At 49.0% G+C, this 25,937-nt stretch carries 23 protein-coding genes, 1 pseudogene and 1 riboswitch; of the genes and pseudogenes, 22 read left to right on the forward strand and 2 right to left on the reverse strand.

Annotation, left to right across the window (positions count from 1 at the left end; genetic code table 11):
- Window positions 1-193: 193 nt before the first annotated feature.
- Genes AC58PQ_RS24730 through AC58PQ_RS24750 form a run of 5 tightly spaced genes read left to right on the forward strand, consistent with a single transcriptional unit; the run spans window position 194 to window position 6,051 of the window.
- Window positions 194-1,159 carry an FAD binding domain-containing protein gene (locus AC58PQ_RS24730; RefSeq protein WP_497246353.1) on the forward strand — a complete coding sequence of 322 codons (966 nt, stop codon included), beginning with the start codon at window positions 194-196 and terminating at the stop codon, window positions 1,157-1,159.
- Entirely contained in the window at window positions 1,143-3,437 is a 2,295-nt protein-coding gene (gene pucD / locus AC58PQ_RS24735; RefSeq protein ID WP_497246355.1) for a xanthine dehydrogenase subunit D, read from the forward strand. Before AC58PQ_RS24730 ends, pucD begins: the two co-directional genes overlap by 17 nt.
- Window positions 3,430-3,915, forward strand: coding sequence for a (2Fe-2S)-binding protein (locus tag AC58PQ_RS24740; RefSeq protein ID WP_497246357.1), 486 nt, complete (start codon window positions 3,430-3,432; stop codon window positions 3,913-3,915). The genes pucD and AC58PQ_RS24740 overlap by 8 nt, the downstream gene beginning before the upstream one ends.
- Before the next feature lie 5 nt (window positions 3,916-3,920).
- Window positions 3,921-5,051 carry a BMP family ABC transporter substrate-binding protein gene (locus AC58PQ_RS24745; protein ID WP_497246359.1) on the forward strand — a complete coding sequence of 377 codons (1,131 nt, stop codon included), beginning with the start codon at window positions 3,921-3,923 and terminating at the stop codon, window positions 5,049-5,051.
- A gap of 22 nt (window positions 5,052-5,073) precedes the next feature.
- Window positions 5,074-6,051, forward strand: a complete 978-nt coding sequence (locus AC58PQ_RS24750; protein ID WP_497246361.1) for an aromatic ring-hydroxylating dioxygenase subunit alpha — start codon at window positions 5,074-5,076, stop codon at window positions 6,049-6,051.
- 126 nt (window positions 6,052-6,177) lie between these two features.
- Here AC58PQ_RS24750 and AC58PQ_RS24755 read toward each other — a convergent pair whose 3' ends face one another.
- Complete coding sequence (locus AC58PQ_RS24755) at window positions 6,178-6,378, reverse strand: hypothetical protein (protein ID WP_497246363.1); 201 nt, start codon at window positions 6,376-6,378, stop codon at window positions 6,178-6,180.
- A gap of 85 nt (window positions 6,379-6,463) precedes the next feature.
- Here AC58PQ_RS24755 and AC58PQ_RS24760 point away from each other — a divergent pair, with 85 nt between their 5' ends.
- From AC58PQ_RS24760 to purD, 17 genes and pseudogenes are all read left to right on the forward strand, one after another.
- Entirely contained in the window at window positions 6,464-8,761 is a 2,298-nt protein-coding gene (locus AC58PQ_RS24760) for an ATP-binding protein (RefSeq protein WP_497246365.1), read from the forward strand.
- Complete coding sequence (locus tag AC58PQ_RS24765) at window positions 8,758-9,390, forward strand: response regulator (RefSeq protein ID WP_497246367.1); 633 nt, start codon at window positions 8,758-8,760, stop codon at window positions 9,388-9,390. Before AC58PQ_RS24760 ends, AC58PQ_RS24765 begins: the two co-directional genes overlap by 4 nt.
- Window positions 9,391-9,405: 15 nt before the next feature.
- Window positions 9,406-10,353, forward strand: a complete 948-nt coding sequence (locus AC58PQ_RS24770) for a polyprenyl synthetase family protein (RefSeq protein ID WP_497246369.1) — start codon at window positions 9,406-9,408, stop codon at window positions 10,351-10,353.
- Between the two features lie 197 nt (window positions 10,354-10,550).
- Window positions 10,551-11,150, forward strand: a pseudogene (locus AC58PQ_RS24775) (Rpn family recombination-promoting nuclease/putative transposase); the annotation flags it as partial.
- A gap of 198 nt (window positions 11,151-11,348) precedes the next feature.
- Window positions 11,349-11,624: a hypothetical protein gene (locus AC58PQ_RS24780; RefSeq protein WP_497246371.1), complete on the forward strand. Its 276-nt coding sequence runs from the start codon at window positions 11,349-11,351 to the stop codon at window positions 11,622-11,624.
- A 312-nt stretch (window positions 11,625-11,936) separates the two neighbouring features.
- Window positions 11,937-12,038: riboswitch (purine riboswitch) on the forward strand.
- Between the two features lie 131 nt (window positions 12,039-12,169).
- A complete protein-coding gene (gene purE, locus AC58PQ_RS24785; protein WP_497246373.1) occupies window positions 12,170-12,655 on the forward strand; it encodes a 5-(carboxyamino)imidazole ribonucleotide mutase in 486 nt (161 codons plus the stop codon).
- Window positions 12,652-13,824: a 5-(carboxyamino)imidazole ribonucleotide synthase gene (purK, locus tag AC58PQ_RS24790; protein WP_497246375.1), complete on the forward strand. Its 1,173-nt coding sequence runs from the start codon at window positions 12,652-12,654 to the stop codon at window positions 13,822-13,824. Before purE ends, purK begins: the two co-directional genes overlap by 4 nt.
- 28 nt (window positions 13,825-13,852) lie before the next feature.
- Window positions 13,853-15,148, forward strand: a complete 1,296-nt coding sequence (gene purB, locus AC58PQ_RS24795) for an adenylosuccinate lyase (RefSeq protein ID WP_497246377.1) — start codon at window positions 13,853-13,855, stop codon at window positions 15,146-15,148.
- Between the two features lie 70 nt (window positions 15,149-15,218).
- A complete protein-coding gene (locus AC58PQ_RS24800; protein WP_497246443.1) occupies window positions 15,219-16,076 on the forward strand; it encodes a phosphoribosylaminoimidazolesuccinocarboxamide synthase in 858 nt (285 codons plus the stop codon).
- A 25-nt stretch (window positions 16,077-16,101) separates the two neighbouring features.
- Window positions 16,102-16,341 (forward strand): phosphoribosylformylglycinamidine synthase subunit PurS, encoded by a 240-nt coding sequence (purS, locus tag AC58PQ_RS24805; RefSeq protein WP_028556672.1) that lies wholly within the window; start codon window positions 16,102-16,104, stop codon window positions 16,339-16,341.
- Between the two features lie 86 nt (window positions 16,342-16,427).
- Window positions 16,428-17,123, forward strand: coding sequence for a phosphoribosylformylglycinamidine synthase subunit PurQ (purQ, locus tag AC58PQ_RS24810; protein WP_056612769.1), 696 nt, complete (start codon window positions 16,428-16,430; stop codon window positions 17,121-17,123).
- The gene (gene purL, locus AC58PQ_RS24815; protein ID WP_497246379.1) at window positions 17,101-19,344 is read left to right on the forward strand and encodes a phosphoribosylformylglycinamidine synthase subunit PurL; all 2,244 of its coding nucleotides are present in this window, start codon (window positions 17,101-17,103) and stop codon (window positions 19,342-19,344) included. Before purQ ends, purL begins: the two co-directional genes overlap by 23 nt.
- Complete coding sequence (gene purF, locus AC58PQ_RS24820; protein ID WP_497246381.1) at window positions 19,329-20,861, forward strand: amidophosphoribosyltransferase; 1,533 nt, start codon at window positions 19,329-19,331, stop codon at window positions 20,859-20,861. The genes purL and purF overlap by 16 nt, the downstream gene beginning before the upstream one ends.
- A gap of 76 nt (window positions 20,862-20,937) precedes the next feature.
- Window positions 20,938-21,978: a phosphoribosylformylglycinamidine cyclo-ligase gene (gene purM / locus AC58PQ_RS24825; protein ID WP_056612773.1), complete on the forward strand. Its 1,041-nt coding sequence runs from the start codon at window positions 20,938-20,940 to the stop codon at window positions 21,976-21,978.
- Window positions 21,978-22,589 carry a phosphoribosylglycinamide formyltransferase gene (gene purN / locus AC58PQ_RS24830; protein ID WP_497246383.1) on the forward strand — a complete coding sequence of 204 codons (612 nt, stop codon included), beginning with the start codon at window positions 21,978-21,980 and terminating at the stop codon, window positions 22,587-22,589. The genes purM and purN overlap by 1 nt, the downstream gene beginning before the upstream one ends.
- Window positions 22,590-22,808: 219 nt before the next feature.
- Window positions 22,809-24,356 carry a bifunctional phosphoribosylaminoimidazolecarboxamide formyltransferase/IMP cyclohydrolase gene (gene purH / locus AC58PQ_RS24835; protein WP_497246385.1) on the forward strand — a complete coding sequence of 516 codons (1,548 nt, stop codon included), beginning with the start codon at window positions 22,809-22,811 and terminating at the stop codon, window positions 24,354-24,356.
- A gap of 67 nt (window positions 24,357-24,423) precedes the next feature.
- Window positions 24,424-25,686: a phosphoribosylamine--glycine ligase gene (gene purD, locus AC58PQ_RS24840; protein WP_497246387.1), complete on the forward strand. Its 1,263-nt coding sequence runs from the start codon at window positions 24,424-24,426 to the stop codon at window positions 25,684-25,686.
- A gap of 106 nt (window positions 25,687-25,792) precedes the next feature.
- Here the strand turns inward: purD and AC58PQ_RS24845 are convergent, their stop codons facing one another.
- A complete protein-coding gene (locus tag AC58PQ_RS24845) occupies window positions 25,793-25,918 on the reverse strand; it encodes a hypothetical protein (protein WP_497246389.1) in 126 nt (41 codons plus the stop codon).
- Window positions 25,919-25,937: the final 19 nt, after the last annotated feature.

A 25,937-nucleotide genomic window follows, 5' to 3' on the forward strand; every position in this document is an offset into this window, starting at 1 on the left:
GTAGATCTAATTTATCAGAGTAATTGAAGAAAGTAGTACGTGCGTAGCGGGTAAGATGTCCGCGAAACGGAACGATGTATAACAAGTGGTGTGCGCAACTATACTTTCACTACGCAGCAGGCCGGCTTCTCGCGGTAAACTCAGAATGCATCATTCGCAGGTTTTTCCACAGAAACTCTGAGGAGGGTTGAATATGTCAGTTCCAATCCATCAGTTGCCCGAGCAGCAGCCTTTCGTATGGCAGCCAAACAGTGTGGAGGAAGCGATCCAATTGAAGCACAAATGGGGCGAAGCAGCCGTCATTGTCGCTGGAGGCACTTGGCTCCGCACACGCTGGGAAAATGGGCTCGCACCGATGCCGCAGCATTTAATTAGTCTTGGACGCATTCTTGTACTCTCGGGATTAACGGTTGATACCCAGGGGCAAGTTCATATTGGCCCTGCCCTTAGCATTGCGGATTTGATGAAAAACGAGCTGGTTGGGCAGAAGTGCGGGCTTCTGGTGCAGGCATGTGCGGAAATTGCAGCGCCGTCGATCCGTAATTTAGCTTCCATTGGAGGCAATGTCATGACGCGTACGGGTGATCTGATCCCCGCATTGCTTGTGATGAATGCACTGATACGTTGCACAGATGGACGGAATGAACGAACGATTGCGTTGAAGGATTGGCTGGCAGCTCCACAAGGGGCTCATGATGAGATCATGACTAGTATTATCGTGCAGACGGAGACTGGGGCTGAGGAAGCGGGGAACACCGAGAATACCGAGAACAACGGAAGCCATGAGAAAGAAGTAGGGATCAGCTATGAGTTCTACCTTAAGGTAGGTCGAAGAGAGGCGTTTACGCCATCGGTCGTCACGGTTGCGGGGCGACTTTCCTTACAAGTGGATGGAACGATTGCCGATATCGCATTGGCGGCGGGTGGAGGCACTGCGATTCCAACGAGGTTTCCAGAATTGGAAACGGAAATGGTCGGGAAGGTGTTCTCGAAGTCCGTTTTGCAAACTCTCCATAAGGGTGTAATGGCCGATTTCAACGCTGTGGCGGATGATTATGCCGGGGTAGCTTATCGTAAACAGACGGCAGCGAATCTGATGATTTCGGAGTGTTACAAAGCTTGGCGCAAAGGGGGCGGAGCCTATGCTCCTCAATCGTAATGCGAAGAAGTGGATCATAAGACCGGACGGGAAAGAGAAAGTGACTGGTGAGCTCCGTTATCTCACCGATCTAACTGCCCCTAGCATGCTGCACGGCAAAGTACTGCGGAGTCAATATCCGCATGCTTGGATTCTATCCATCGATACCAGTAAAGCTAAACAATTACCTGGCGTGCGCACAGTCCTAACAGCTGATGACGTACCAGGGTTGAACTTATTCGGGATTGCTTTTCCTCATCAACCGGTGTTTTGCCATGACCGCGTTCGTTATATCGGTGATGCCATAGCCTGTGTGGCTGCAGATACGGAGGAAATTGCTGAATATGCGCTAAGTCTTATCGAGGTCGTGTATGAGCCGTTGCCGCTTGTAGATGATCCAGAAACCGCGTTGGAAGCGGGTACGATTATGCTTCATCCGGAAGGTAATTTGCTGCATCAAACGACTTTGCAACACGGCGATTCGAAGAACATTGACGCAGCCTTTGAAGCTTGTGCATACGTCGTTGAAGAAACCTATCTGACACCTCGACAAATGCACACGTATATGGAAACGGAAGGCGGTCTCTTTATTCCAGAGACGAACGGAAGGCTTACCGTTTACTCGCCAACCCAGCACGGTTATAAGGATCGGTTCCAGCTCGCACGGATTCTCGGGGTAGCCGAGGAGCAAATCAGAGTCGTATCCAGTCCGATTGGCGGTTCGTTTGGCGGCAAAGATGAGCTTAATGTGCAGCCCTTTGGCGCACTGATGGCGTTGAGGACACTGCTGCCGATCAAAATACACAATTCCCGTCGTGAATCCGTCATCTCGGGGATCAAACGTCATCCGATGCGGATTACGATGAAGACGGGAAGCGATGCAGAAGGACGCCTGATCGCGCATCAGGTTCGCATTCTTGCAGATACAGGGGCGTACGCGACACTAGGCTGTGAGGTGTTGAATTTTGCAACCGAGCATGCGATTGGCCCATATACGATCCCGCATGTCGATGTAGAAGGCAAGAGCGTCTACACGAATAACGGTGTATCCGGTGAGTTTCGGGGCTTTGGCGGCAATCAGGTGATTTTCGCGGTAGAGAGCCAAATAGAGCGCCTAGCCGAGAAGCTCGGCATGGACGCGTGGGCGCTACGCAAGCTCAACCTGCGCCAGCCCGCAGATCCTGGCCCGATGGGCCAGCAGATCGTCGCCACCGAAGGCGCCGCCCAGGTGTGGGCGAAGGCGCAGGAGTCGCCGCTCTGGGCGAAGCGCTCTGGGCGAAGCGCGCGCGAGCAAGAGCAAGAGCCGTGGCTGCGCCGAGGCGTCGGCGCTGCGCTGGTGATGCACGGCGCCGGGCTCGGCCTCGGCATCCCCGATCATTCCGGCGGCCGCATCGAGCTCACGCCGGAGGGCAAGATCCAGGCCTCCTTCGGCTTCGAGGAGTTCGGCCAAGGGCTGTATGCAGCACTCACGTTGATGCTGCAGGACTGCTTCGGCTGCGCCGCCGATGACATCTGCATCGTCATCGGCGATACGGACCGCGTGCCCAGCAGCGGTTCGAGCACGGCCTCACGCGCCACCACGATGATGTGGCGCGCGCTCCAGCGGCTGAAGCCAGCCTTCGTGCTGGCGCTGCTGGAGCAGGCTTCGCAGCTCTGCGGCGTTCCGGCCGCAGAGCTTGCAACCGGCGCAGGCGGGATTCATCACAAGGGTGATGAATCTGGGAAGCCGGTTGTCACGTATGCGGAGGCCGCTGCGGCAGCAGCTACGCCGATCCTCGCGCATACGGAGTTCGACTACCCGACCACGCCCGAAGGGCGGGTCGGTGCGCACTATCTCTACTCTTATGCAGCTGCCATCGTAGAAGTGGAAGTCAACATGCTGACCGGACGGGTCAAAGTGCTGCAAACCGATCACGTCATCGCCGCAGGTCCTGTCATTAATCCGATGGGCTTCCTGGGACAAATCGAGGGCGGCAGCGTGATGGCCTTGGGCTATACGTTGACCGAGGATGCGGTGATGAAGGATAGTCGGTACCTGAGGCACAACTTGGATACGTACTTAGTTCCCACTTTCAGCGATAGTCCGCTCCGTATTCAAGTTGAAGCGATCGAAGAGCTTCCCGAAGGGGATACTTTTGGACCTCGCGGGGTTGGAGAAATCGGCTCTGTCGGCTTAGCCCCTGCGATTACGGCGGCGGTTCGGCAAGCGACAGGCATTTGGGTGAATCAGCTGCCCATATCACCAGAAAACATCGTGCAATCCATCGATTGGTTAGAAGGGGTGGAGGCCAGTGATTAATACATCTTTTGTGCTCGATTGCTCTATCAACGGGAAAAGGGTGTCACTTTCCATGCCTGCGTCCAAACGGATGTCAGCCATATTGCGGGATGACCTGCTCCTGACCGGTACCAAGGTTTCTTGCGAGATTGGACGCTGCGGCGCTTGCATGATTCTACTCGACGGTCAACCCGTCAATTCCTGTCTCTTGATGGCCTATCAAGCCTCTGGCAAGGAGATTACGACCATAGAGGGAATATCGGCAGGCGAAGAACTGCATCCGATCCAACAAGCGATGTTAGAGGAGGGGGGATTGCAGTGCGGCTATTGTACCGCTGGCATGGTTGTAACCTTAACCGCGTTGTGGGAAACGAATCCTGCTCCAACGAGGGCTGAGGCCGAGAAAGCACTGTGCGGGAACATTTGCCGGTGCACAGGGTATGAGGGGATTTTCAGAGCAGTAGAGAAATGCGGATTGTCCATAAAAAGAGAGGGGTAGAAGCCATGCGAAAATTATTGCTTTCTTTAACTGCCATTGTACTAGTCATTCTTAGCGCCTGCTCCACGACGAGTACTACGACAGAATCGAGCACGGCTCCAGCACCCTCGACAGCTGCTTCTACTACAGCGACAACAGAGAAAAAGCTGCCTAGAGTTGCCTTTGTCTATATCGGCGTTCCAGGGGATGGCGGTTGGACATTTGAGCATGATCAAGGCCGTTTGATGCTGGAGAAAGAACTGGGCATTAAAGCAACGACAGTTGAAAATATCCCAGAGGGCCCTGACGCAGAGCGGGTATTCGAAGAGTTGGCTCAGAAGAATGATATTATTTTCGGAACCTCTTTCGGTTACATGGACCCGATGGTTGCGGTAGCGGCGAAGCATCCAAATGTGAAATTCCTGCACGCCACTGGCTACAAAACCGCACCAAACCTAGGAACTTACATGGGGCGCGAATACCAAAGTGCCTACCTTGTAGGTATGGCTGCTGGGAAAATGACGAAAAACAATCACTTGGGTTATGTCGGTGCATTCCCGATCCCAGAGGTTATTTATACCATTAACGCTTTCACGCTTGGTGCGCAAAGTGTGAATCCGAATATCGACGTTTCCGTAGTGTGGAGTAATACGTGGTTCGATCCTGCAACAGAGAAGCAAGCTGCGATTTCCCTACTGGATAAAGGCGTTGATGTACTGGCGGCTTACCAAGATTCCCCGGCAAGTATTCAAGCGGCTGCTGAGCGTAAAGTATGGGGCATCGGTAATGATTCCGATATGGGCAGATTCGCACCGGATACGTACATATCGAACCCGAAATGGAACTGGGGCCCGTACTACGTGAAAACAGTGAAAAGTGTTATGGACGGTACGTGGAAATCCGAGGCTTACTTCGGCAGTATGAAAGAAGGTATTACGGACATAGCGCCGCTTGGCAAAAATGTGCCAGCTGATGTTAAAGCTTTAGTAGAGAAGAAGAAAGAAGAAATTCTGAATGGTACGTTTGAAGTGTTTCAAGGACCAATCGTGGATCAAGACGGCAAAACACGCTTCGAATCTGGTAAAAAGATGACAGATGAAGAAATCCTGGGCACGACTTGGTTTGTTAAGGGCATTAAAGGTATCATTCCTAAATAAAGCACGAAGGATGTGAGTGGCGATGACAATACAAGTTATCGCTTTAATTCACGAATGGCACCCGGTGTTGTTGTCGTCAGAACTCACAGATAAGCCGGAAGCCGTTATGTTACTAGGGGAAAAAGTAGCGGTGTTCCGCACCTCGCAAGGCGTCCACGCGTTTAAAGACTTATGTATTCATCGTGGTGTGCCCTTATCATTGGGGAAAGTAAGTGGCGATGAGCTTGTGTGCGCGTATCATGGTTGGTCTTATAACGGCTGTGGTACATGTACGCGAATTCCTTCCTTGCCGAAGGATCAAGCGATACCTTCGAAGGCCAAAGGATTCGTTTACGCCAGTGTGGAAGCGCATGGTCTGATCTGGGTGTGCTTAGGGACTCCTGCTGGGCCACGGCCTAAAGTGAGTGCTTATGTGCCCGAGGGTTATAAGGAAGTGTTCATGGGGCCCTACACCCTGCAAGCAGCGGGTCCACGCATTATCGAAAATTTCCTCGATGTATCTCACCTTATGTTCGTACATGAGGGTCTGCTGGGCGATAGTGAATTCGCTGAAATTAATGACTATCACGTAATAGAAGAGGATGGTGTTCTGCGTTCCGAAGAAATCATCGTGTATCAGCCTGATGCAGATGGGACGGGGCGCGGGGTGCATAGTCGATATGTATATGAGGTATTCGTTCCGTTATGTGTAGCTTTTACGAAGAGAGACGACGTGTCCGATCACATCTTTCGTCTATTTCTGATGGTGCTCCCCGTTACGGAGCAGACTAGTGTAGCTTATATGCTGAAGCAAAGAAACTATGCATTTGAGGAGCCTGACGAGGTGTTCATCCAATTCCAAGATCGGCTTATCGAGCAGGATCGGATCATGGTTGAAAACCAGAAGCCTGAGCTGCTGCCGCTAGATTTGCAAGCGGAGCTGCATTTGAAGTGTGATCGCTTGAGTATCGCGTATCGTAGGCGGCTGCGGGAGCTAGGCGTCACATTTGGGACGGCGTAGAGAGAATTGTCGGATTTGGGAAGAGCAGTGCGAATGACATGCATACGAAATAAAAAAAAGGAATGTATAATTAGCTAAAGCTAATATACATTCCTTTTTTACTTTTGATAAAATAAGACTATTAGATTACCACCAATAATAAGAACGAACGTTAGCATCTTTTTGTCTTACGTCCCCTGGAGTTGTAAAAGTTTTAATAAGTGCATCTGTTTCTTTAGGAGACAGATGCTGAGCTACCATGAAGGAATCAGATTGCATGCGCAGTTCTGCCCGCTTAGCAGCGTGTACAGATTGATGTAATGCTGGATTTAATTGAATAATCGTCATGGAATCAACTCCTCCAAATAATAATACTTTACAAAAATATATTATACACAGATAGTGGAAGTTAGGGGAGGGGGATTTGAAAATAATGAAGAAATCTAGTGTCACTTCTTGTGTTTTGCTGCTCATTATTCTGCAAATTTGGTGTACGTATATTACCTTTCACTTCCCGTATAGCGGCATTAGTTTGGAATCGCCCCACCCGGGGGAGTGGGTCGTTAGCAGGATTGAGACTAAATTCACGAATAATCACATTCAGTTGGGTGATCGCATCATTGCCATTGATGGCAGGCCGACCGAGGAATCGCCACCCGTAAAACGCTTTAAAGTTGTTGGGAAAGCAAACACGGTTGTCATTGAGCGATCGGGCATGGAGGAGACGGTTGATTTACGAACGAATGATTCTTCCGTCTTCGATATTATTTCCCTTATCGAAGAATTCGTGTGTCTATTCATGTGTGTCCTCTTGCTTGTGAAGGAGAGCAGATCGCCTTCGGCACGCTTACTAGCGTTCTCTTTCCTTAGTGCGGCTATGATTTTTATGAGTTTAGGTGCATCGACAAGTGGAGATTCGTTAGGCAAGCTGATTATAACAAGCTCGATGATGGTGTTGCCCATTGTTTTTCTGCATTTTCTTGTTGTGTTCTTTAAGGAAAAAGGCGACTTGGAAATGCCGAAGCGGCACTTCAAATACTTGTATGCCATTGCTGCCATTGCTTTTCTATCCAGAAGCTTGTATTTCTTCCCGTCGATGGCTTTCGTATATCGCTTTGACGGCATCTTTACCATAGGATTCTTTATTGTCGTTATTTCTTTAAATATCGTGCTCTTATCCACAATTTTTGTGAAAATAAGGAAGGTGCAATCACCGCTGACCAGTATTGTCAAAAGCGTGTTCTACTCCTTGCTTATCTCCTTTCTGCCGATCATATGTCTATCTTTTCTTCCGCAGTTAATCATCGGGGAGTGGATCTTGGATCCAATTTATACAAGCGGAATGCTGCTCATTTTTCCGATCTCGTTTTCATATTTAATCGCATCAGATCAGTTGTATGATATCGGACTTGTGGTACGCCGTATTGTCTTTTCTTGCATGTTGGCATTTCTGCCAGTTACTTTGTTCACGGGTGCATTTGTCGTTATTTTTCATGGGGAGACGAGCCCCAAACAAATCTTATTTATTTTCGCTGGTTCGCTCTTGCTACTCTCCGCCATGCTGTATGCGGCCGAATACTGGACGACGAGGCTAGAACCTTTCCTATTTCCAAGAAAGTACATATTAAAGTCCGCCCTGAAGAAAATTTCTAAAAATCTGGGCTCAATTTCAAGTTTCCGTGATTTAAAAGATATTATTCTCGTTGATATCGTAGGCACGCTGCAAGTGACAGGTGGGGCCATTGTTTTCCGGCATAAAAACGATATTGAAATCATCTGCGAAGGTGAAGTCGATACGGCTGAAATTCAGCGTTTGGTTAATTCATCCGCCATGCTAGAACATCCCAACTATACATTTATGGAAATGAACTGCCATGAGGAGTATACGAGCTATCTCATCGTGACACGGAAGAAGACGAATATACGGATCGCGAAGGAGGAGTTACAGTGGCTGCAACTGATTACCTCCTATTTGGAAGTAGGGATGGAGAATGTGTATCTGATCCGTAAGCTAACAGGCAGGCTCCAACAAATGGTTTCCCATCTCCCGCAAGAAGAACATCTCTGGTTACGGAAGGTGATGTTCGAGCTTCAGGAGGAGGAACGGATTCGAATTGCGACCGATCTTCATGATACAACGATGCAGGATTTATTTTTCCTTAAACGAAGATTAACGACCCTGGCAGAGAAACCGTCCATGCGTCAAGAGGATCGTGAACAACTGAACAGCATGAACAACTTTGTAGAAATGATCAATGCCAGCTTGCGCCAAAGCTGTTTTGAGTTGAATCCCCACCTGCTGAAAGAGGTAGGCTTGAAACAAACCTTGAAGTTGTATGTGGAGAAGGAATCGTATTCAATGCCATTCGAGGTTTCCTTCCGAGCAGAGCAGATTTCTGCGATTGAAGGTAAGGATTTATCGACCAAACGGCATATCTTCCGGATCGTGCAAGAATTACTTAACAACGCTAATAAACATTCTCAAGCTTCTCGTGTGAGCTTTCACATGTGGGAAGAAGAGCAATTCTTATACTTAAGCTATCGGGACGATGGCGTAGGCTTTCATGTGAAGGAAGAGGTTGCTGTTGAAATCGCCGCCTCGGGTATGGGGCTTGCCTATATGAGAAGCCGTGTGCTGCATGTGGGCGGGAGTTTTGAACTGGAGACAGCAGTGGGTGAAGGGACCCAAATCTTAATCACAATACCAACTGAGGAAGTGATGTCAGCATGAGTGAAATCGTCAAAACATTAGTGGTCGATGACCATCCCTTATTTGCGCGGGCGACGAAGACGTTGCTGGACGAAATAGATCGTATCGAGGTTATTGGCGTTGTTAGTAATGCGAAGGAATGCTTGGAGCACGTGAAGCTGCATCAGCCTGGGCTCATATTTCTGGATTATCAGCTTCCCGATCAGACGGGAACAGAGGTTGCCGCGCAGCTCAAGCAACTATATCCGCACATCCATATTGTCATCTTCACAGGTATCGAGCTAGCGGGCATTTATAATAAATTAATTGAAATGAAAGTAAGCGGCGTACTCTCGAAGGAGTCGAGTGAGCGGACGATTAAGAATATGGTCTATTGTATTTTAGATGGGTATACGATGATTCCGCTGTCCTTTTTCAACCAGATGCAATTAAATGAGACGGATGCAGGAGAAGAGTGTGAGCTGCAAGAGGAAGAAGTACTTATGATGAATATGCTGGTTAAAGGGGCCACGCACGAACAAATTGCGGAGCGGATCTTCATGAGCAAACGAACGGTTGATAATTATTTGCGGAAGATTTATGACAAGTGGGGCGCGAAATCAAGGACAGAGGCTTTGGAGAAGTTTATCAAAAGTAAATACTACACCTGAAAGTAGGCGCTTCGCATGCATGACATTCAGCAGCATATGGCACGGATGATGGATGATTATATGTTTGATGAGGATTTGAAAGAGCTGCTGAGATCATGTATGTCGGATAAGGAGACGTCTTTTCTATCATGGGCGAAAATTACATTGTGCGTACACGCCATGTTTGGCGGCAAATCACCCGATATAGGGCATCGTGCTGCAGTCACAGAGTTGGTTGTTCTCATCTTAGATATTGTTGATGATCTGCAGGATCAAGATAGTGAGAGCAAACCATGGATGAAGGTAGAGCTAGCAAGTGCATTGAATGCTGTGCTTGCGTTGATCGTCGGGATGATCGGAGAGCTTGGAAAGCTGAATGCAAGCGGGAGCATGCTCACCCAAATCAGTAAAATTATCGCGAGATCGATTAACGGCCAGCATAAGGATGTGACCAATGTCGTCACTACCGTGGATGAATATTTGTGGATGACCCAAGAAAAATCCGGCTCGTTGTTCCGGTTGGCGTGCTACATGGGATACGTGGGGACGGATTGTTCGGAGGAAACCATTGAACAACTTCACCAAATAGCTGATAGCGTAGGACTTCTTCATCAGATTCAAAATGATATGCGCGATCTCGTTCGGTACGATGAGAAAAGCGATTTGATGGCAAGGCGGAGGACATTGCCGATTATGTATTTGCTTTCAGTAGAAGATGAGGCCTTTTCTCCTGTGAAAGCGTACTATGAGGGACAGATTACCGCTGCGTTCCTGTTGGAGAATCAAGAGAAAGTAAAAGAGTTAATTCAGGACTCGGGCTGCTTGGAATATGCTCGTATCGTACAAACGGTGTGTGTGCAAAAGGTAGAAGAGATTTACGGTGAGCTGCAGGCGAAGTCGCCATGGAAGGAAGAGTTCAGAGTGCTCACGGTTGGCGATTTCATAAAGCTTGGTGTGGAAGTGGGCGGTTTGGTGATAGAATAAGTAAGTATTAGCTATTACATGAAAAGGTGAATGAACATTTTTGCGAAGAAGAGCAAGTCGTAGTCATGTTTACGAAATTACATTAGCAGGGTATAATTGCATTAGCGGAAGCACCGCCAAACGTAGGTTTTCTACGAGTTGGTTGGTGCTTTTTTTATTTTTCCAAATAAAGGAGTAGTGGAGGGCGCAGGTGGTTGATGGCGATTGATCATGATCGATTGTTTAAGGATTTGATTCAGACGTATTTCGAGGAGTTTATGCTGCTGTTTTTTCCGCAATTGCATGAGGTGATAGATTTCGGGGCGATAACCTTCTTGTCGGAGGAGGTGTATACGGATGTTGTAGTGGGGGAGAAGCGAAAGGTGGATCTCCTCATCGAAACGAGGTTGAAGGGAGAAACGGCACTAATTATTGTACATATCGAATCGCAAGCGCAGTGGCAGAGCTTCTTTCCAGAGCGAATGTTTGTTTATTTTAGTCGATTGTATGAGAAGCACCGATGTCGCATTATACCGATCGCAATTTTTAGCTACGATGAGGTAAAGGATGAACCGGATTCGTTCCGTTTGCAATTTCCATTTAAAGATGTGCTGAATTTTCAGTATTACACCGTTGAACTGCGTAAGAAAGATTGGCGTCAATATATGAAGCAGGACAATCCAATCGCTGCTGCGCTGTTAAGTAAAATGGAGTATACTACAGAAGAAAGAGTACAAGTAAAGCGAGAGTTTCTGCGGATGCTCGTTCGATTAGAGCTTGATCCGGCGCGGATGCATTTGATAACAGGATTTTTCGACCACATAAGAAAGTATAAGTTTTCGGTATCCGAAAATTGCTTTATTATTGGCGATAAAACCTACATCTAAACGCGGTCGCTCACCTTCGAATTGCCTCGATAGAGGTTTTCTCATACGTACTTGGTGTTGAATGACATAGAGAAGCAAGAGCTGCAGATAGAAATTCAAAGGTTGGAGCCGATGGAGGAGGAGAAGATTATGGAGTTAAAAACACAATGGGAAAAGGATGCGGAATTGAAGGGCAAGATTGAAGGTAAGATCGAAGGCGAAATTCAAGGTGAACGTAAAATTTTAGGTAAGTTCATCAAAGCCCAGTTCGGTGAAGCAAGTCGCGGAATGATCGAACAGTTAGCTTGTTTGACCGATCTAGATGTACTGGATCGTTTGACGGATCGGTTGTTCCAAGTCACTCTGTTAGAAGAAGCACTAAAATTAGTAGACGAGGCTTACAAGGAACAGCAAACGATTAACTGAATTTGTTGATTGATGAACTGGGATTCGTAAGAGACTGGCTTTTGGGCCTGTCTCTTTTTTTCTGTTCATCGTAGTTTTGTCGAAAAATATAAACTTCAACTGCGTAAGCGCTTTCGAAGTCATTAAACAAGGAATGATCACTTAACGCCATATTGAGAAACGCATCCTTGTTCTTAAACAGGTAAAAGATAGAAAAATGCACCTAAAAAGCGAACTATTTAAAAGAATAAAGTAATAATTGTTCGTTTTTTCAAATTGACATGGCACGTTAGTTGGTAGTAAACTAGGTAAGCGGGAAATGATGCCGCACTAATTAAAAATGTCGAATCAACTCGTATAAAATCAGGAATAAGGCCTGGAAGTATCTACCCAAAAACCATGAATTTTTGGACTACGAGGAAGCGAATGAGGGGAACCATAGGAAATGATGGTCTTTTTGCATTCGGTTCTTTTGCTGTCCAGCGTGTAGAATCGTGAATTCTAGCTCTGGGCGTTTTTGTTTAAAATGAAGATTTTAAAAGTCGGCTTTCAGAAAGAGGTTTGTGATGACGGTACGTGTTGGTGTTATTATGGGAAGCCAGTCGGATTGGGAAACGATGAAGCATGCTTGTGATATGTTGGACGAACTGGGTATAGCGTATGAGAAGAAGGTCGTCTCCGCGCATAGAACACCGGATCTGATGTTCGACTATGCAGCATCGGCCATCGAACGAGGCCTACAAGTCATTATTGCCGGAGCAGGCGGTGCGGCGCATTTACCAGGAATGGTAGCAGCCAAAACAGAGCTTCCGGTTATTGGTGTTCCAGTCAAAACGTCTACATTGAATGGCATGGACTCTTTGCTCTCTATTGTACAAATGCCAGGCGGCATTCCTGTTGCAACAGTTGCAATCGGTCATGCAGGTGCAACGAATGCGGGCTTGCTTGCTGCGCAAATTCTAGGCGCTTTTGATCCTGAGATCCAAGCGAGAGTGAAGGCTCGTCGTGCGCGCATTACGCAAACGGTCTTAGAAAGCAGTGACAATCTATGAGTGAAGCATCCAGCGGTAAAGTGATCCAGCCAGGCGGTACCATCGGTATTCTTGGCGGCGGGCAACTCGGTCGTATGCTTACACTAGCAGGACGCAACATGGGGTATCGCTTCGTGACGCTCGATCCGACGGAGGACGCGCCTTGCGGCCAAGTCGCAGATCAGATTCAAGCGAACTTCGATGACGTTGAGGCAGCCAGAAGGCTTGCCGCGCGATCGGATGTGATCACGTACGAATTCGAGAATGTCGATGCGCACGTTACGAACATTTTGATGGAAGAATCCTATGTTCCACAAGGCAGTCATCTTTTATACACAACACAGCACCGTCTTCGTGAGAAGAGAGCGATTGAAGCGGCAGGCGTACCTGTTGCGCCATACGCGGAAATCACAAGCGAGGCGGATCTCAGAGAAGCCGCTGAGCGCTTCGGTACGCCGTGCGTGCTCAAAACCGCGACTGGCGGTTATGACGGCAAAGGGCAATGGGTGCTACGTTCGCTTGACGAAGTGGCAGAAGCTTTTGAAACCCTAAGCCGCGCCAAAACCGAGCTGGTTCTCGAACAATTCATTCATTTTGATAAGGAATTATCCGTTATTGCAGCTAGAAGTCCACGCGGCGAGGTCAAAGCATTTCCTGCTGCTGAAAATATACATGTTCATAATATTCTGCACGAGTCCATCGTGCCGGCACGTATTCCTGTGCCCGTGCAGAAGGCAGCCGAAGAGCTGGCGATTCGCATCGCTGAGTCACTCGGTGTCATCGGGCTTATTGCCGTTGAGCTATTCCTTACCAAGGATGGTCAGCTATACGTCAATGAGCTTGCGCCACGCCCGCACAATTCCGGGCATTACACGATGGAAGCTTGCCGGACTTCACAGTTCGAGCAGCACGTTCGCGCAATTTGCAATTTGCCACTCGGCTCAACGGAATTGCTAACGCCGGTTGTGATGGTCAATTTGTTAGGTGAGCATATCGCTCCGCTGCATGACCGGTTAGCTGAACCAGGTTTTCTCGAAAACGAAGATCTGGGTGTCTCCGCGAAGCTTCATTTGTACGGCAAGAAAGAAGCGAAAGAGAAGCGCAAGATGGGTCACATTAATCTTTTGACAGACGATGTTGCGAAAGCTCTGACTTGGATAGAACAGACAGGCATTTGGGAAAGTAAGTAAATGAAACTTATTGGAGGCATGGTTAAACATGATAGAACGCTATACACGCCCCGAAATGGCACGCATTTGGACCGAAGAAAATAAATTTAACGCTTGGTTGGAAGTTGAAATTCTTTCCTGCGAGGCTTGGTCCGAGCTTGGTGTAATCCCGAAGGAAGATGTAAAGGTGTTGCGCGAGAAAGCAAGCTTTAACATCGACCGCATTTATGAAATCGAGCAAGAGACACGCCATGACGTGATCGCCTTCACAAGAGCGGTTTCCGAGACGCTAGGGCCTGAGCGCAAATGGGTTCACTACGGCTTAACGTCTACAGACGTTGTCGATACAGCACTTGGTTACTTGCTTCGCCAAGCGAACGAAATTTTGGACAAAGACATTCAAAACTTCATCGAAATCCTACGTAATAAAGCGATTGAACATAGAGATACAGCTATGATGGGCAGAACGCATGGTGTTCACGCAGAGCCAACGACGTTTGGTTTGAAAATGGCGCTATGGTACGAGGAAATGAAGCGTAACCTGGAGCGTTTCCGTTTTGCCGCTGATGGCGTACAATTCGGTAAAATCTCAGGAGCAGTTGGCACATACGCGAACATCGATCCGTTCGTAGAAGAATACGTGTGCGGCAAGCTTGGCACGAAAGCAGCGCCAATTTCCACACAAACCTTGCAACGTGACCGTCACGCCGAATACATGGCTACACTTGCATTGGTAGCGACATCCCTAGACAAATTTGCTACGGAAATTCGTGCCCTTCAGAAGAGTGAGTTCCGTGAGGTTGAAGAGCCGTTTGCAAAAGGTCAAAAAGGCTCCTCCGCCATGCCGCACAAACGTAACCCAATCGGTTGCGAGAGCATTTCCGGTCTGTCACGCGTCATTCGTGGGCACATGGTGTCCGCTTACGAGAACGTAACGCTTTGGCATGAGCGCGACATTTCGCACTCCTCCGTTGAGCGTATTATTTTACCAGATGCAACGCAGTTGCTGAATTACATGTTGAACCGTCTTGGTAACATCATCAAGAACCTTACGGTGTTCCCTGAGAACATGAAACGCAACATGCGCAGCACGTATGATGTTCCTTTCTCCGGCCGCGTCATGACGAAGCTGATCGACAAAGGCTTTGCGCGTGAGCAAGCGTACGATACGGTACAGCCGAGAGCGATGCAAGCATGGGAAGAGCAACGCTCGTTCCGTGACATCGTAGAGAACACATCAGTGATCACTGAGGTGTTAAGCCCAGAAGAAATCGCAGATTGCTTCGATCCAAGCTGGCATTTGAAGCATGTAAGTACGATATTTGACCGTTTAGGTTTGAAATAGAAAGTCCATTAGAGCAGGAAGGGGTGTGTGGTTCGTGGCACATGGTTATATCTTGGAAACAGCAGATGAAATGATTAATGCCCCTCTGGTGCATAAAGGCAAGGTTCGTGAACTCTACGATCTGGGCGATAGCTTTTTGATCGTGGTAACGGATCGCATTTCGGCTTTTGATTATATCTTGAAGCCTGGCGTTCCGGACAAAGGGTATGTGTTGAATGCCTTGAGTAAGTACTGGTTCGGGATTACTAGCGGTTACATGAATAATCACATCATCCATACGGACGTAGAGAAGCTTCAAGCGATTATTCCAAGCGCTGAAGATCGTGAAGTGTTGAAGGAACGTATTATTGTGGCGAAAAAGGCAGAGCGCATCTCCATTGAGTGCGTGGTTCGCGGCTACATCACAGGGAACGGCTGGAGACAGTATGAGAAAACTGGCGAAATTAACGGCCTTAAATTGCCTGAAGGTTTGCGCAAAAACGAGCGCTTGAGCGATCCGATTTTCACGCCTGCAGCGAAGAATGATGTCGGTCACGATGAGGACATCTCCATTGAGCAAATGATCGAGCTTGTTGGTGAAGAGCTGACTTACGCTTTGCAAGAGCGCAGCATCATGCTGTACACGCTGGCGCATAGCATCTGTGAGCAAAAAGGCATCATTTTAGCTGATACGAAGTTTGAATTCGGTTTCTATGCGGGTGAACTTATTATCATTGATGAGATTTTTACACCGGATTCTTCCCGTTACTGGTCACAAGATAAATATGCCTTGGATATCGAGATCGATTCCATGGACAAAGAGCCTGTTCGCACGTACTTAGCGGGATCAGGTTGGGATAAAAACAGTGAACCGGATGAGCTTCCAGCAGCAGTTGTGGAAGAGACTTCGAACCGATATAAAGGGATTTTGCACCGTTTGGTTGATTAAATATAACGCTGAGGAGAGATTTCATATGAAAGCAACGGTCTATGTAACGATTAAACAGAACGTATTGGACGTGCAAGGAACGGCAGTACAAGGAGCACTTCACTCCATGGGTTTCGAAGAAGTTGGCAAAGTGCGCATCGGTAAATATTTGGAGCTTGAGCTAGGTACAACAGACAGAGCAGAAGCAGAAGCACGCGTTAAAGCAATGTGCGAGAAGCTACTTGCAAACACAGTTATCGAAGACTACCGTTACGAATTGGTGTAATAAGAGGAAGTAAGTTCTGCTAAAGCATTAAGCCCAAGCTTACGAAGCTAGTTTTACTAAAGTAAAACTTTTAGGAGGAAGAAGTCATGAATTTTGCGGTTCTTGTGTTCCCGGGATCGAATTGCGATATCGATTTGTACAAAGCGATTGAAGACACGATTGGTCAACCTGTTGACTATGTATGGCATACGGACGGCGACTTGTCCAAATACGATTGTATCCTAGTACCAGGAGGATTCTCTTATGGGGATTACCTGCGTTGCGGAGCGATCGCTCAGTTTACGAACGTCATGAAGGCTGTTGTTAAAGCTGCGGAAGAAGGCAAATACATTCTAGGTATTTGTAACGGATTCCAAGTGTTGACGGAAGCTCGCTTGCTGCCAGGCGCATTGCTGCGCAATAACGGCATGAAATTCCGCTGTCACCAAGCGGTACTGAAGGTTGAGAACAACACAACGGCGTTCACACGTGATTATGCCGAAGGTGAATTGATCAACATTCCGATCGCACATGGTGAAGGCAACTACTACTGTGATGACGCAACACTGAAAGAATTGCAAGAAAACAACCAAATCGTGTTCCGTTATGAAGCGGGTAACAACCCGAACGGATCACTGGATGATATCGCAGGAATTAGCAATAAAGCAGGGAACGTCGTGGGTATGATGCCCCATCCAGAGCGCGCCATTCATGAGATTCTAGGCTCCGCAGACGGTAAGAAAATGTTCACATCAATTCTAAGTGCTTGGAGGGAAAAACATGACGCAGCAGCTATCCGCTAAGGAACCATCTCCGGAACAAATCGCGGAACAGAAGATTTACAAGCAAATGGGTGTAACCGACGAAGAGTTTGCTAAGATTTGTGGCTTCCTTGGACGTACGCCTAATTACGTAGAGATCGGCGTATTCAGCGTTATGTGGTCCGAGCATTGTTCTTACAAAAATTCCAAACCCGTACTCCGCAAATTCCCAGTGACAGGACCTCGCGTTCTAATGGGACCTGGTGAAGGTGCAGGGATTGTAGATATCGGAGACAACCAAGCGGTTGTTTTCAAAATTGAAAGTCATAACCACCCTTCCGCTATTGAGCCTTACCAAGGCGCGGCGACAGGTGTGGGCGGTATTATTCGTGATATTTTCTCCATGGGCGCACGCCCAGTGGCGTTGTTGAATTCCTTGCGTTTCGGTAAGCTGCAAAACGATCGCGTGAAGTACTTGTTCGAGCACGTTGTCTCCGGTATCGCTGGATACGGTAACTGTATCGGGATTCCGACAGTTGGCGGCGAAGTGATGTTCGACGAGAGCTACGAGGGGAACCCGCTCGTTAACGCGATGTGCGTGGGTCTCATCGACCACGACATGATCCAACGCGGTGTTGCCAAAGGTGTTGGCAACCCAGTCTTCTACGTAGGCCCAGCAACTGGCCGCGACGGTATCCACGGTGCGACATTCGCATCCGAGGAGCTGACAGCTGAATCCGAAGCGAAGCGTCCAGCGGTACAAGTTGGCGATCCGTTCATGGAAAAGCTAGTGCTAGAAGCTTGCTTAGAGTTAATCGATTCCGGTATCGTGCTCGGAATTCAAGATATGGGCGCAGCGGGACTCACTTGTTCCAGCGCTGAGATGGCAAGTAAAGCAGGTAACGGCATGGAGCTGTACCTGGATGAAGTTCCACAACGCGAAGAAGGCATGACAGCTTATGAAATGATGCTGTCCGAGTCCCAAGAGCGTATGCTTTTCGTTGTTGAGCCGAAGGATGAGGCGCAAGCTAAGGGCATTTTCGAGCGCTGGGGCTTGCACTGCGCGAAAGTCGGTAAGGTAACCGACGACGGTTTCCTCAAGCTGATTCACCACGGTGAAGTCGTGGCGAACATGCCTGTTGGCGCACTCGTTGACGAGTGCCCGGTTTACAATAAGCCAAGCAAGGTGCCGGCTTATTATGAAGAGAGCGCAGCGATCGATACAACACGTTACCCAGAGGTAACGAAGTTGACGGAAGCGCTGAAATCCGTACTCGCGTCCCCAACGGTAGCGAGCAAAGAGTGGGTTTACAACCAGTATGACTACATGGTTCGTACGGAAACTGCTGTGCGTCCAGGTTCGGACGCAGCAGTAGTAACAATCCGCGGTACGCGCAAAGGTCTTGCGATGACAACGGATTGTAACGGACGCTACGTGTACCTAGACCCGGAAGTGGGCGGACGTATCGCAGTTTCAGAAGCAGCTCGTAACGTAGTTTGTTCCGGTGCTGAGCCGCTTGCTGTAACGGATAACTTAAACTTTGGTTCCCCTGACAAGCCTGAGATCTTCTGGCAGTTGGAGAAATCCACTGACGGTATGGCAGAAGCTTGCCGCTTCTTGGATACGCCGGTTATCGGCGGTAACGTCTCGCTTTACAACGAGAATGCCAAAGGCGCAATCTACCCTACACCGGTTATCGGGATGGTTGGTCTTATCCATGATATCGATCACATCACGACACAAGGCTTCAAAAACGAAGGCGACATCATTATCCTGCTAGGCGAGACGAAAGCGGAGCTCGGCGGCAGTGAATTCCAATATGTGATTCACGGTGTTACCGAAGGACGTCCACCTGAGTTGGACTTGGCAACTGAGAAACGCCTGCAAAACGCAGTACTCAAAGCGATTCAAGAAGGCCTTGTTGCTTCTGCGCATGACTTGTCTGAAGGCGGCTTGGCTGTAGCACTTGCAGAAAGCTGTATCAGCGGAAACGTAGGCGCATCGGTGAATGTAGCGTCTGATCTTCGTCCTGATTTCGCTTTGTTCAGTGAAACGCAATCCCGTATCGTTTTGAGTGCTACGCCTGCGAAGGCTGATGCGCTTAAACATTGGATCGCTTCCCAAGGCGTACCTTATCAAGAAATCGGAACAGTAACAGGTTCAGACTTGACTGTCAAAATCAATAACGAACAGCGTCTCCAGTCTCCGGTAAGTGAGCTGGCGAAAGTCTGGAAGGATGCGATTCCATGTCTAATGGCGTGAAGCAATCCAAGGCCCTGAAACTTCCTGCGGCTCCGCAAGTTCAACTTGCGAATGGGCAGCACGAGCTTTGGACAGGCGAATATTACAACGAGGGTGTTGGCGGCCAAGGCGGATTGTTCGACAAGCTGAATGAGGAGTGCGGCGTGTTCGGGGTGTATGGTCATCCTGACGCGTCCTCGCTGTGCTATTACGGGCTGCATGCCCTTCAGCATCGTGGACAGGAAAGTGCCGGCATCTGTACAATCGATGAAGGCAAATTTAATTATTACCGTGGCATGGGACTTGCCAAAGAGGTTTTTACGAATGATATTCTAGCACCTCTGACAGGTTCAACCGCGATTGCCCATGTGCGTTATTCAACAGCAGGCGAAAGCAAGCTGGCAAATGCGCAGCCGCTCGTGTTCAAATACCGTGAGGGTGATCTTGCGATCGCCACGAACGGTAACCTTGATAATGCGAACATTATCAAGCGTGAGCTAGAGCGGAAGGGTTCCATTTTCCAAACATCAAGTGATACTGAGGTTATGGCGCATCTAATTGCTCGTTCTGAGCATGATGATATTGTGGATGCGGTCAAAGATGCGATGAATCAAGTCATCGGCGGCTTCGCCTTCCTCATTACGACCAAAGATAAACTGATTGCAGCGCTCGATCCGAATGGCTTACGTCCGTTCATGATCGGTCGTCTCGGGGATGCTTACTTGTTCGCGTCGGAGACATGTGCTTTCGATGCGGTGGGTGCAACGTATTTCCGCGATGTGCAGCCTGGTGAAATTATTGTTCTTGATCGTGATGGATTCCGTTCTGAAAAGTTCACAGAGAGCGGCAGGCGCGCGATTTGTGCGATGGAATACATCTACTTCGCACGTCCTGACAGCGACATCGACACCGTGAACATTCACTCCGCTCGTAAGCGGATGGGTAAACGATTGGCGATGGAAGCTTTCGTGGATGCGGATATTGTAACCGGCGTGCCGGATTCCAGTATTTCGGCGGCGATTGGCTTTGCAGAACAAACGGGGATTCCTTATGAGCTGGGTCTGATCAAGAACCGCTACACAGGCCGTACGTTCATCATTCCAAGCCAAGAGCTTCGGGAGCAAGGGGTTAAAATGAAGCTGAGTGCCGTTCGCAAGGTGGTCGAAGGCAAGCGTGTCGTGATGATCGATGACTCCATCGTTCGTGGGACAACATCCTTACGCATCGTCAACCTGCTTCGTGAAGCAGGAGCAACGGAAGTTCATGTGCGGATTTCTTCGCCGCCTTTTATGAACCCATGCTACTACGGGATTGATACACCGGACCGCAAAGAGCTTATCGCGGCGATGAATACGATTGAAGAAATTCGCAAGGCCATCAACGCGGATTCGCTTCATTTTCTGACGAAGGATGGGCTGTTAGATTCGATCGGTCAAGGTTCCGCTGGCAAAGAGAGCGGCTACTGTACGGCTTGCTTCGATAATAGCTATCCAACTGAAATTGTTGATGTGACGAAGGTTGGCTGTGCTTGTGATTAATAACTGATAGTAATTAAAGGGAAAGAGGGGGTCTAGCGACCTCCCCATACATAGACAAACTAAGGAGTGTTGGTCAGTGTCGGATGCTTACAAAAAGGCTGGCGTCGATATCGCGGCGGGGAACGAAGCAGTAGAACGGATGAAAAAGCACGTAAAACGGACTTTCCGTCCTGAAGTGTTAACGGACCTCGGAGGCTTCGGCGGGCTGTTCAGCTTGAACAAAGACAAGTATGAGGAGCCTGTTCTCGTATCCGGTACGGACGGCGTAGGCACGAAGCTGAAGATCGCTTTTGCCATGGATAAGCATGATACGATTGGGATCGACGCGGTTGCGATGTGCGTGAATGATATTATCGTTCAAGGCGCGGAGCCATTGTTCTTCCTCGACTACCTTGCTTGTGACAAAGTCATTCCAGAGAAAATTGAAGCGATTATTAAAGGGATCGCCGACGGTTGTGCGCAGTCTGGCTGCTCATTGATCGGTGGCGAAACGGCGGAAATGCCGGGCATGTATGCACAAGGGGAGTATGACATTGCTGGCTTTACGGTTGGAATCGTCGACAAGAAAAAGATCATCGACGGAACAACGATCCGTCCTGGAGATGTCGTGCTAGGACTAGCTTCAAGCGGTGTGCACAGTAACGGGTTCTCGCTTGTGCGTAAGCTTTTGCTAGAAGATAACGGATATACGCTTCAAGGGCATGTGGAAGAGCTTGGTGACAAGCTTGGGAATGTGCTTCTAGAGCCAACTAAATTGTATGTGAAGCCAGTTCTAGCTATGTTGGAAGATGTAGCGATCAAAGGGATGGCGCATATTACAGGCGGCGGTTTCATCGAAAATATTCCGCGGGTTCTGCCTGATGGCGTGAACGTCGATATTCAATATGGATCATGGCCGATCCTTCCGATTTTCTCCTTGATGCAGCGTGTGGGTAACATCACGAACAACGATATGTTCCGTACGTTCAACATGGGAATCGGGATGGTTGTGATCGTAGCAGCTGACGATGCAGAGAAAGCGATCGCTGCAGCAGAAGCGCAAGGCGAGAAAGCTTACCGTTTAGGCGTTGTAACTGAAGGCGAGCGTGTAGTTACGTTCCAAGGAGCTGACGTATAATGCAGCCTTATCGCATTGCGATTATGGCTTCGGGCAGCGGCTCTAATTTTCAGGCTATTGTGGATCAGGTACAGAAGGGGAAGCTTGATGTCAGCATCGAGCTTCTTGTCTGTGATCGCCCACAGGCATTCGTTGTTGAGCGTGCGAAGGAAGCGAAGGTGCCTGTGTTTGCCTTCAACCCGAAGGAATACGAAAGCCGTGAGGCGTACGAGGCGCTTGTGCTGAAAGAGCTGCAGGAGCGCCAGGTCGATCTGGTCGTGATGGCAGGCTACATGCGGATTATTACGAATGTGCTGGTTGAGCCGTTCTTCGGGCGGATGATTAACATTCACCCATCGCTGCTGCCTTCGTTCCCCGGCGTGCGCGCTGTGGAGCAGGCTGTTGAGTATGGCGTGAAGCAGACAGGCGTCACGGTGCATTTTGTCGATGGCGGGCTGGACTCCGGCCCGATCATTGCGCAGCGTGCTGTGGAGATCCACGAGCACGAGACAGCAGATTCGCTCACGGAGCGAATCCATGCGGCTGAGCACGTGCTGCTGCCGCAGGTTGTGCGGTGGCTGCGCGAGGGCCGCGTGAGCTTGGACGGCCGCAGGGTTAGCGTGCGGAAGTAGGCACTTATCTATTTTTATTCAGAGTTGGGGGCTTTACGCACTTTAGTGATGATTTTCATCACTACATGAAGCCCAGCGCGAGAATTATCTGCTGAAGTGATGTTTTATCACGTTACAGAGCTCATTTTGCCCCGAAAGTGGGGGGACGAGCTTCTGTAGTGATGTTTTACATCACTAAGTCTTTATTCATACATTCCCATTCCCTAAGGAGGAAGCATTGTGGCAATCAAAAGAGCACTGATCTCCGTTTTCGATAAAACGGGCATCGTTGAATTCGCGAGCGAGCTGTCGAAGCTGGGCGTTGAGATCATTTCCACAGGCGGTACGCTAAGTTTGTTGAAGGATAAAGGGGTACCGGTGATCGGTATTTCCGAGGTTACAGGATTCCCGGAGATCATGGATGGACGTGTGAAAACACTTCACCCGAATGTTCACGGTGGGCTTCTGGCGGTTCGTGACAATGAAGAGCACCAAGCAAGCATGAAAGAGCTTGGTTTAGAGTACATCGATCTTGTTGTCGTGAATCTGTATCCTTTTGCAGAAACGATTGCGAAACCTGATGTGACGTATGAAGATGCGATCGAGAACATCGATATCGGTGGTCCTACCATGCTTCGTTCCGCAGCGAAAAACCATGCGTTCGTTTCCGTTATCGTCGACACGACGGACTATGCGAAAGTGTTGGAAGAAGTACAAGAGACGGGCGACACTACGCTTGCAACGCGCAAACGTCTTGCAGCAAAAGTGTTCCGTCACACAGGTGCTTACGATGCTTTGATTGGTGACTATTTGACTGGCCTTCAGGGCGAGCCTTACCCAGAGCGTTACACGGTAACGTATGAGAAAATGCAAGAGCTTCGCTACGGCGAGAACCCGCACCAAAGCGCAGCGTTCTACCGTAAGCCGAATGCAGCTGCTGGCAACATCACAACGGCTGAGCAATTACACGGTAAAGAATTATCGTACAACAATATCAATGATGCGAACACGGCTCTTCAAATTGTAAAAGAGTTCAGCGAGCCTGCGGTTGTTGCGGTTAAGCACATGAACCCTTGCGGCGTAGGTATCGGTACGAACGTGCTTGAAGCTTACACGAAAGCGTACAATGCAGATCCAACGTCCATCTTCGGTGGCATCGTAGCTGCAAACCGTGCGATCGACGAAGCGACAGCGCAATTGCTGCATGAGATTTTCTTGGAAATCGTCATTGCACCAGATTTCACACCAGAAGCGCTTGAGATTCTGGCTAAAAAGAAGAACATCCGCCTACTCAAAGTAGCCGGTTTGGATACAATTGCTGGTCGCACTTCCGAGCCAGTGATCACAACGGTAGAAGGCGGCATGCTGGTACAAGCTAGCGACGCTTACCAACTGACAGAAGCTGATCTGAAAGTCGTTTCCGAGCGTCAACCGACAGCGGAAGAGATGAAGCAATTGCTTTTCGCATGGAAAGTCGTTAAGCACGTTAAGTCGAATGCCATCGTACTTGTGGCAGACGATATGACAGTGGGCGTAGGCGCGGGTCAAATGAACCGTGTTGGCGCAGCGAAAATCGCAATCGAGCAAGCTGGCGACAAGTCCAAAGGCTCCGTTCTTTCGTCTGACGCATTCTTCCCGATGGGCGACACGCTCGAAATGGCAGCAAAAGCAGGCATCACTGCGGTGATTCAGCCAGGCGGCTCCATCAAGGACGAAGAATCTATTCGCGTTGCGAACGAAAATGGCATTGCGATGGTTATGACAGGCGTTCGTCACTTTAAACACTAAAACAATTGAGAATGCTCACGATTCGAAAGTGGACCGTGGGCATTCCCCATGAGAGGGGTTTCCAGCAATGCGTGTATTAGTTATAGGACGTGGCGGACGTGAGCATGCGATTGTGTGGGCATTAAGCAAAAGCCCAAAAATCAGCAAACTGTTCTGCGCACCAGGGAACGGCGGTATTGCCGGCTTAGCGGAATGCGTGCCGATCACTGAGCTTCAGTTCGAAGAGATCAGCACGTTTGCTAAGGAGCAAGCGATTGACTTGGTTATGGTAGCGCCTGATGATCCGTTAGCGGCAGGTTTGGTCGATCATTTGGAGTCAAAAGGCATCGAAGCATTCGGTCCTCGCGCCAACGCTGCGATCATCGAGGGAAGCAAAGTATTTATGAAGCAGCTGCTCAAAAAATATAGCATCCCTACGGCGGCGTATGAGTCTTTTGACGCGTATGAGCCGGCACTTGCTTACTTGCGCTCACAAACAGCGCCAATCGTCATCAAAGCAGACGGCTTAGCCGCTGGTAAAGGTGTTACGGTTGCACAAACGATGGAAGAAGCGGAAGCTGCGCTGAAAGACATCATGGTAGGTCAGGTGTTTGGTAAATCCGCAGGCGCAAGCGTCGTGATCGAGGAGTTCCTGACAGGACAAGAGATGTCCTTGCTGGCTTTCGTTGATGGTTCGACCGTGCGTTTGATGGTGCCTTCGCAGGATCATAAGCCTGTCTACGATAACGATAAAGGACCAAATACAGGCGGAATGGGGACATACTCCCCACTTCCACATATTCCTGAGTCCATCGTGCAAGAAGCACTTGTGAACATCGTCCAACCAACGGCAGATGCCATGGTAGCAGAAGGCCGTCCGTTCAAAGGCGTGCTGTATGCGGGTCTGATTTTGACTCCAAACGGTGTGAAAACAATTGAGTTCAACGCGCGCTTCGGTGATCCGGAGACGCAGGTCATTTTGCCGCGATTGAAAACGGATTTACTGGATATATTCCTAGCGATCAACAACGGCACGTTGGCTGAGCAGCCGATCGAGTGGAGCGAGCAAGCCGCAGTATGCGTGATCGTTGCTTCGCCGGGCTACCCAGGTCCATATCCGAAAGGTTTGCCGATTACGGGCCTTGATCAAGTGCAGGATTCCCTCGTGTTCCACGCAGGTACTGCAGTAGAGAACGGGCAAATCGTCACCAACGGTGGACGCGTGCTCGGTATCACTGGTCTCGGCAAGGACATCATCGAAGCTCGTCAGAAGGCTTATGCGGATGCGGATCGGATTCATTTTGAAGGTAAGCATTACCGGGCCGACATTGCGATGAAAGCATTGAAATAGATAGTAGGAACAACAAAAAACACAGTCCTCTGAGAAGCGATTACCCGATTGGGGGCTTGCGCAAGGGGGGCTGTGTTTTTGGTATGTGGGAGTGTAGGTTATCCAGCTATTTTTTATCCCAGCCACGAATATATTTGCTTCTGCCTTTGTAGACGAAAAAACACGCCAGTATGGCAAGAACAACTAATGAAATAGACAGCCTGTGATCCGTGATATAATGCCAAAGTGCCATAGTGGAACCTCCCAAATGT

Source organism: Paenibacillus sp. J22P143, from assembly GCF_059692035.1.

What these genes read in the sequence shown, in the direction of transcription:
- AC58PQ_RS24730 (WP_497246353.1), top strand. Translation starts at nt 194, where the DNA reads ATGTCAGTTCCAATCCATCAGTTGCCCGAGCAGCAGCCTTTCGTATGG.
- pucD (WP_497246355.1), top strand. Translation starts at nt 1,143, where the DNA reads ATGCTCCTCAATCGTAATGCGAAGAAGTGGATCATAAGACCGGACGGG.
- AC58PQ_RS24745 (WP_497246359.1), top strand. Translation starts at nt 3,921, where the DNA reads ATGCGAAAATTATTGCTTTCTTTAACTGCCATTGTACTAGTCATTCTT.
- AC58PQ_RS24750 (WP_497246361.1), top strand. Translation starts at nt 5,074, where the DNA reads ATGACAATACAAGTTATCGCTTTAATTCACGAATGGCACCCGGTGTTG.
- AC58PQ_RS24755 (WP_497246363.1), bottom strand. Translation starts at nt 6,378, where the DNA reads ATGACGATTATTCAATTAAATCCAGCATTACATCAATCTGTACACGCT.
- AC58PQ_RS24760 (WP_497246365.1), top strand. Translation starts at nt 6,464, where the DNA reads ATGAAGAAATCTAGTGTCACTTCTTGTGTTTTGCTGCTCATTATTCTG.
- AC58PQ_RS24765 (WP_497246367.1), top strand. Translation starts at nt 8,758, where the DNA reads ATGAGTGAAATCGTCAAAACATTAGTGGTCGATGACCATCCCTTATTT.
- AC58PQ_RS24770 (WP_497246369.1), top strand. Translation starts at nt 9,406, where the DNA reads ATGCATGACATTCAGCAGCATATGGCACGGATGATGGATGATTATATG.
- AC58PQ_RS24780 (WP_497246371.1), top strand. Translation starts at nt 11,349, where the DNA reads ATGGAGTTAAAAACACAATGGGAAAAGGATGCGGAATTGAAGGGCAAG.
- purE (WP_497246373.1), top strand. Translation starts at nt 12,170, where the DNA reads ATGACGGTACGTGTTGGTGTTATTATGGGAAGCCAGTCGGATTGGGAA.
- purK (WP_497246375.1), top strand. Translation starts at nt 12,652, where the DNA reads ATGAGTGAAGCATCCAGCGGTAAAGTGATCCAGCCAGGCGGTACCATC.
- purB (WP_497246377.1), top strand. Translation starts at nt 13,853, where the DNA reads ATGATAGAACGCTATACACGCCCCGAAATGGCACGCATTTGGACCGAA.
- AC58PQ_RS24800 (WP_497246443.1), top strand. Translation starts at nt 15,219, where the DNA reads ATGATTAATGCCCCTCTGGTGCATAAAGGCAAGGTTCGTGAACTCTAC.
- purS (WP_028556672.1), top strand. Translation starts at nt 16,102, where the DNA reads ATGAAAGCAACGGTCTATGTAACGATTAAACAGAACGTATTGGACGTG.
- purQ (WP_056612769.1), top strand. Translation starts at nt 16,428, where the DNA reads ATGAATTTTGCGGTTCTTGTGTTCCCGGGATCGAATTGCGATATCGAT.
- purL (WP_497246379.1), top strand. Translation starts at nt 17,101, where the DNA reads ATGACGCAGCAGCTATCCGCTAAGGAACCATCTCCGGAACAAATCGCG.
- purF (WP_497246381.1), top strand. Translation starts at nt 19,329, where the DNA reads ATGTCTAATGGCGTGAAGCAATCCAAGGCCCTGAAACTTCCTGCGGCT.
- purN (WP_497246383.1), top strand. Translation starts at nt 21,978, where the DNA reads ATGCAGCCTTATCGCATTGCGATTATGGCTTCGGGCAGCGGCTCTAAT.
- purD (WP_497246387.1), top strand. Translation starts at nt 24,424, where the DNA reads ATGCGTGTATTAGTTATAGGACGTGGCGGACGTGAGCATGCGATTGTG.
- AC58PQ_RS24845 (WP_497246389.1), bottom strand. Translation starts at nt 25,918, where the DNA reads ATGGCACTTTGGCATTATATCACGGATCACAGGCTGTCTATTTCATTA.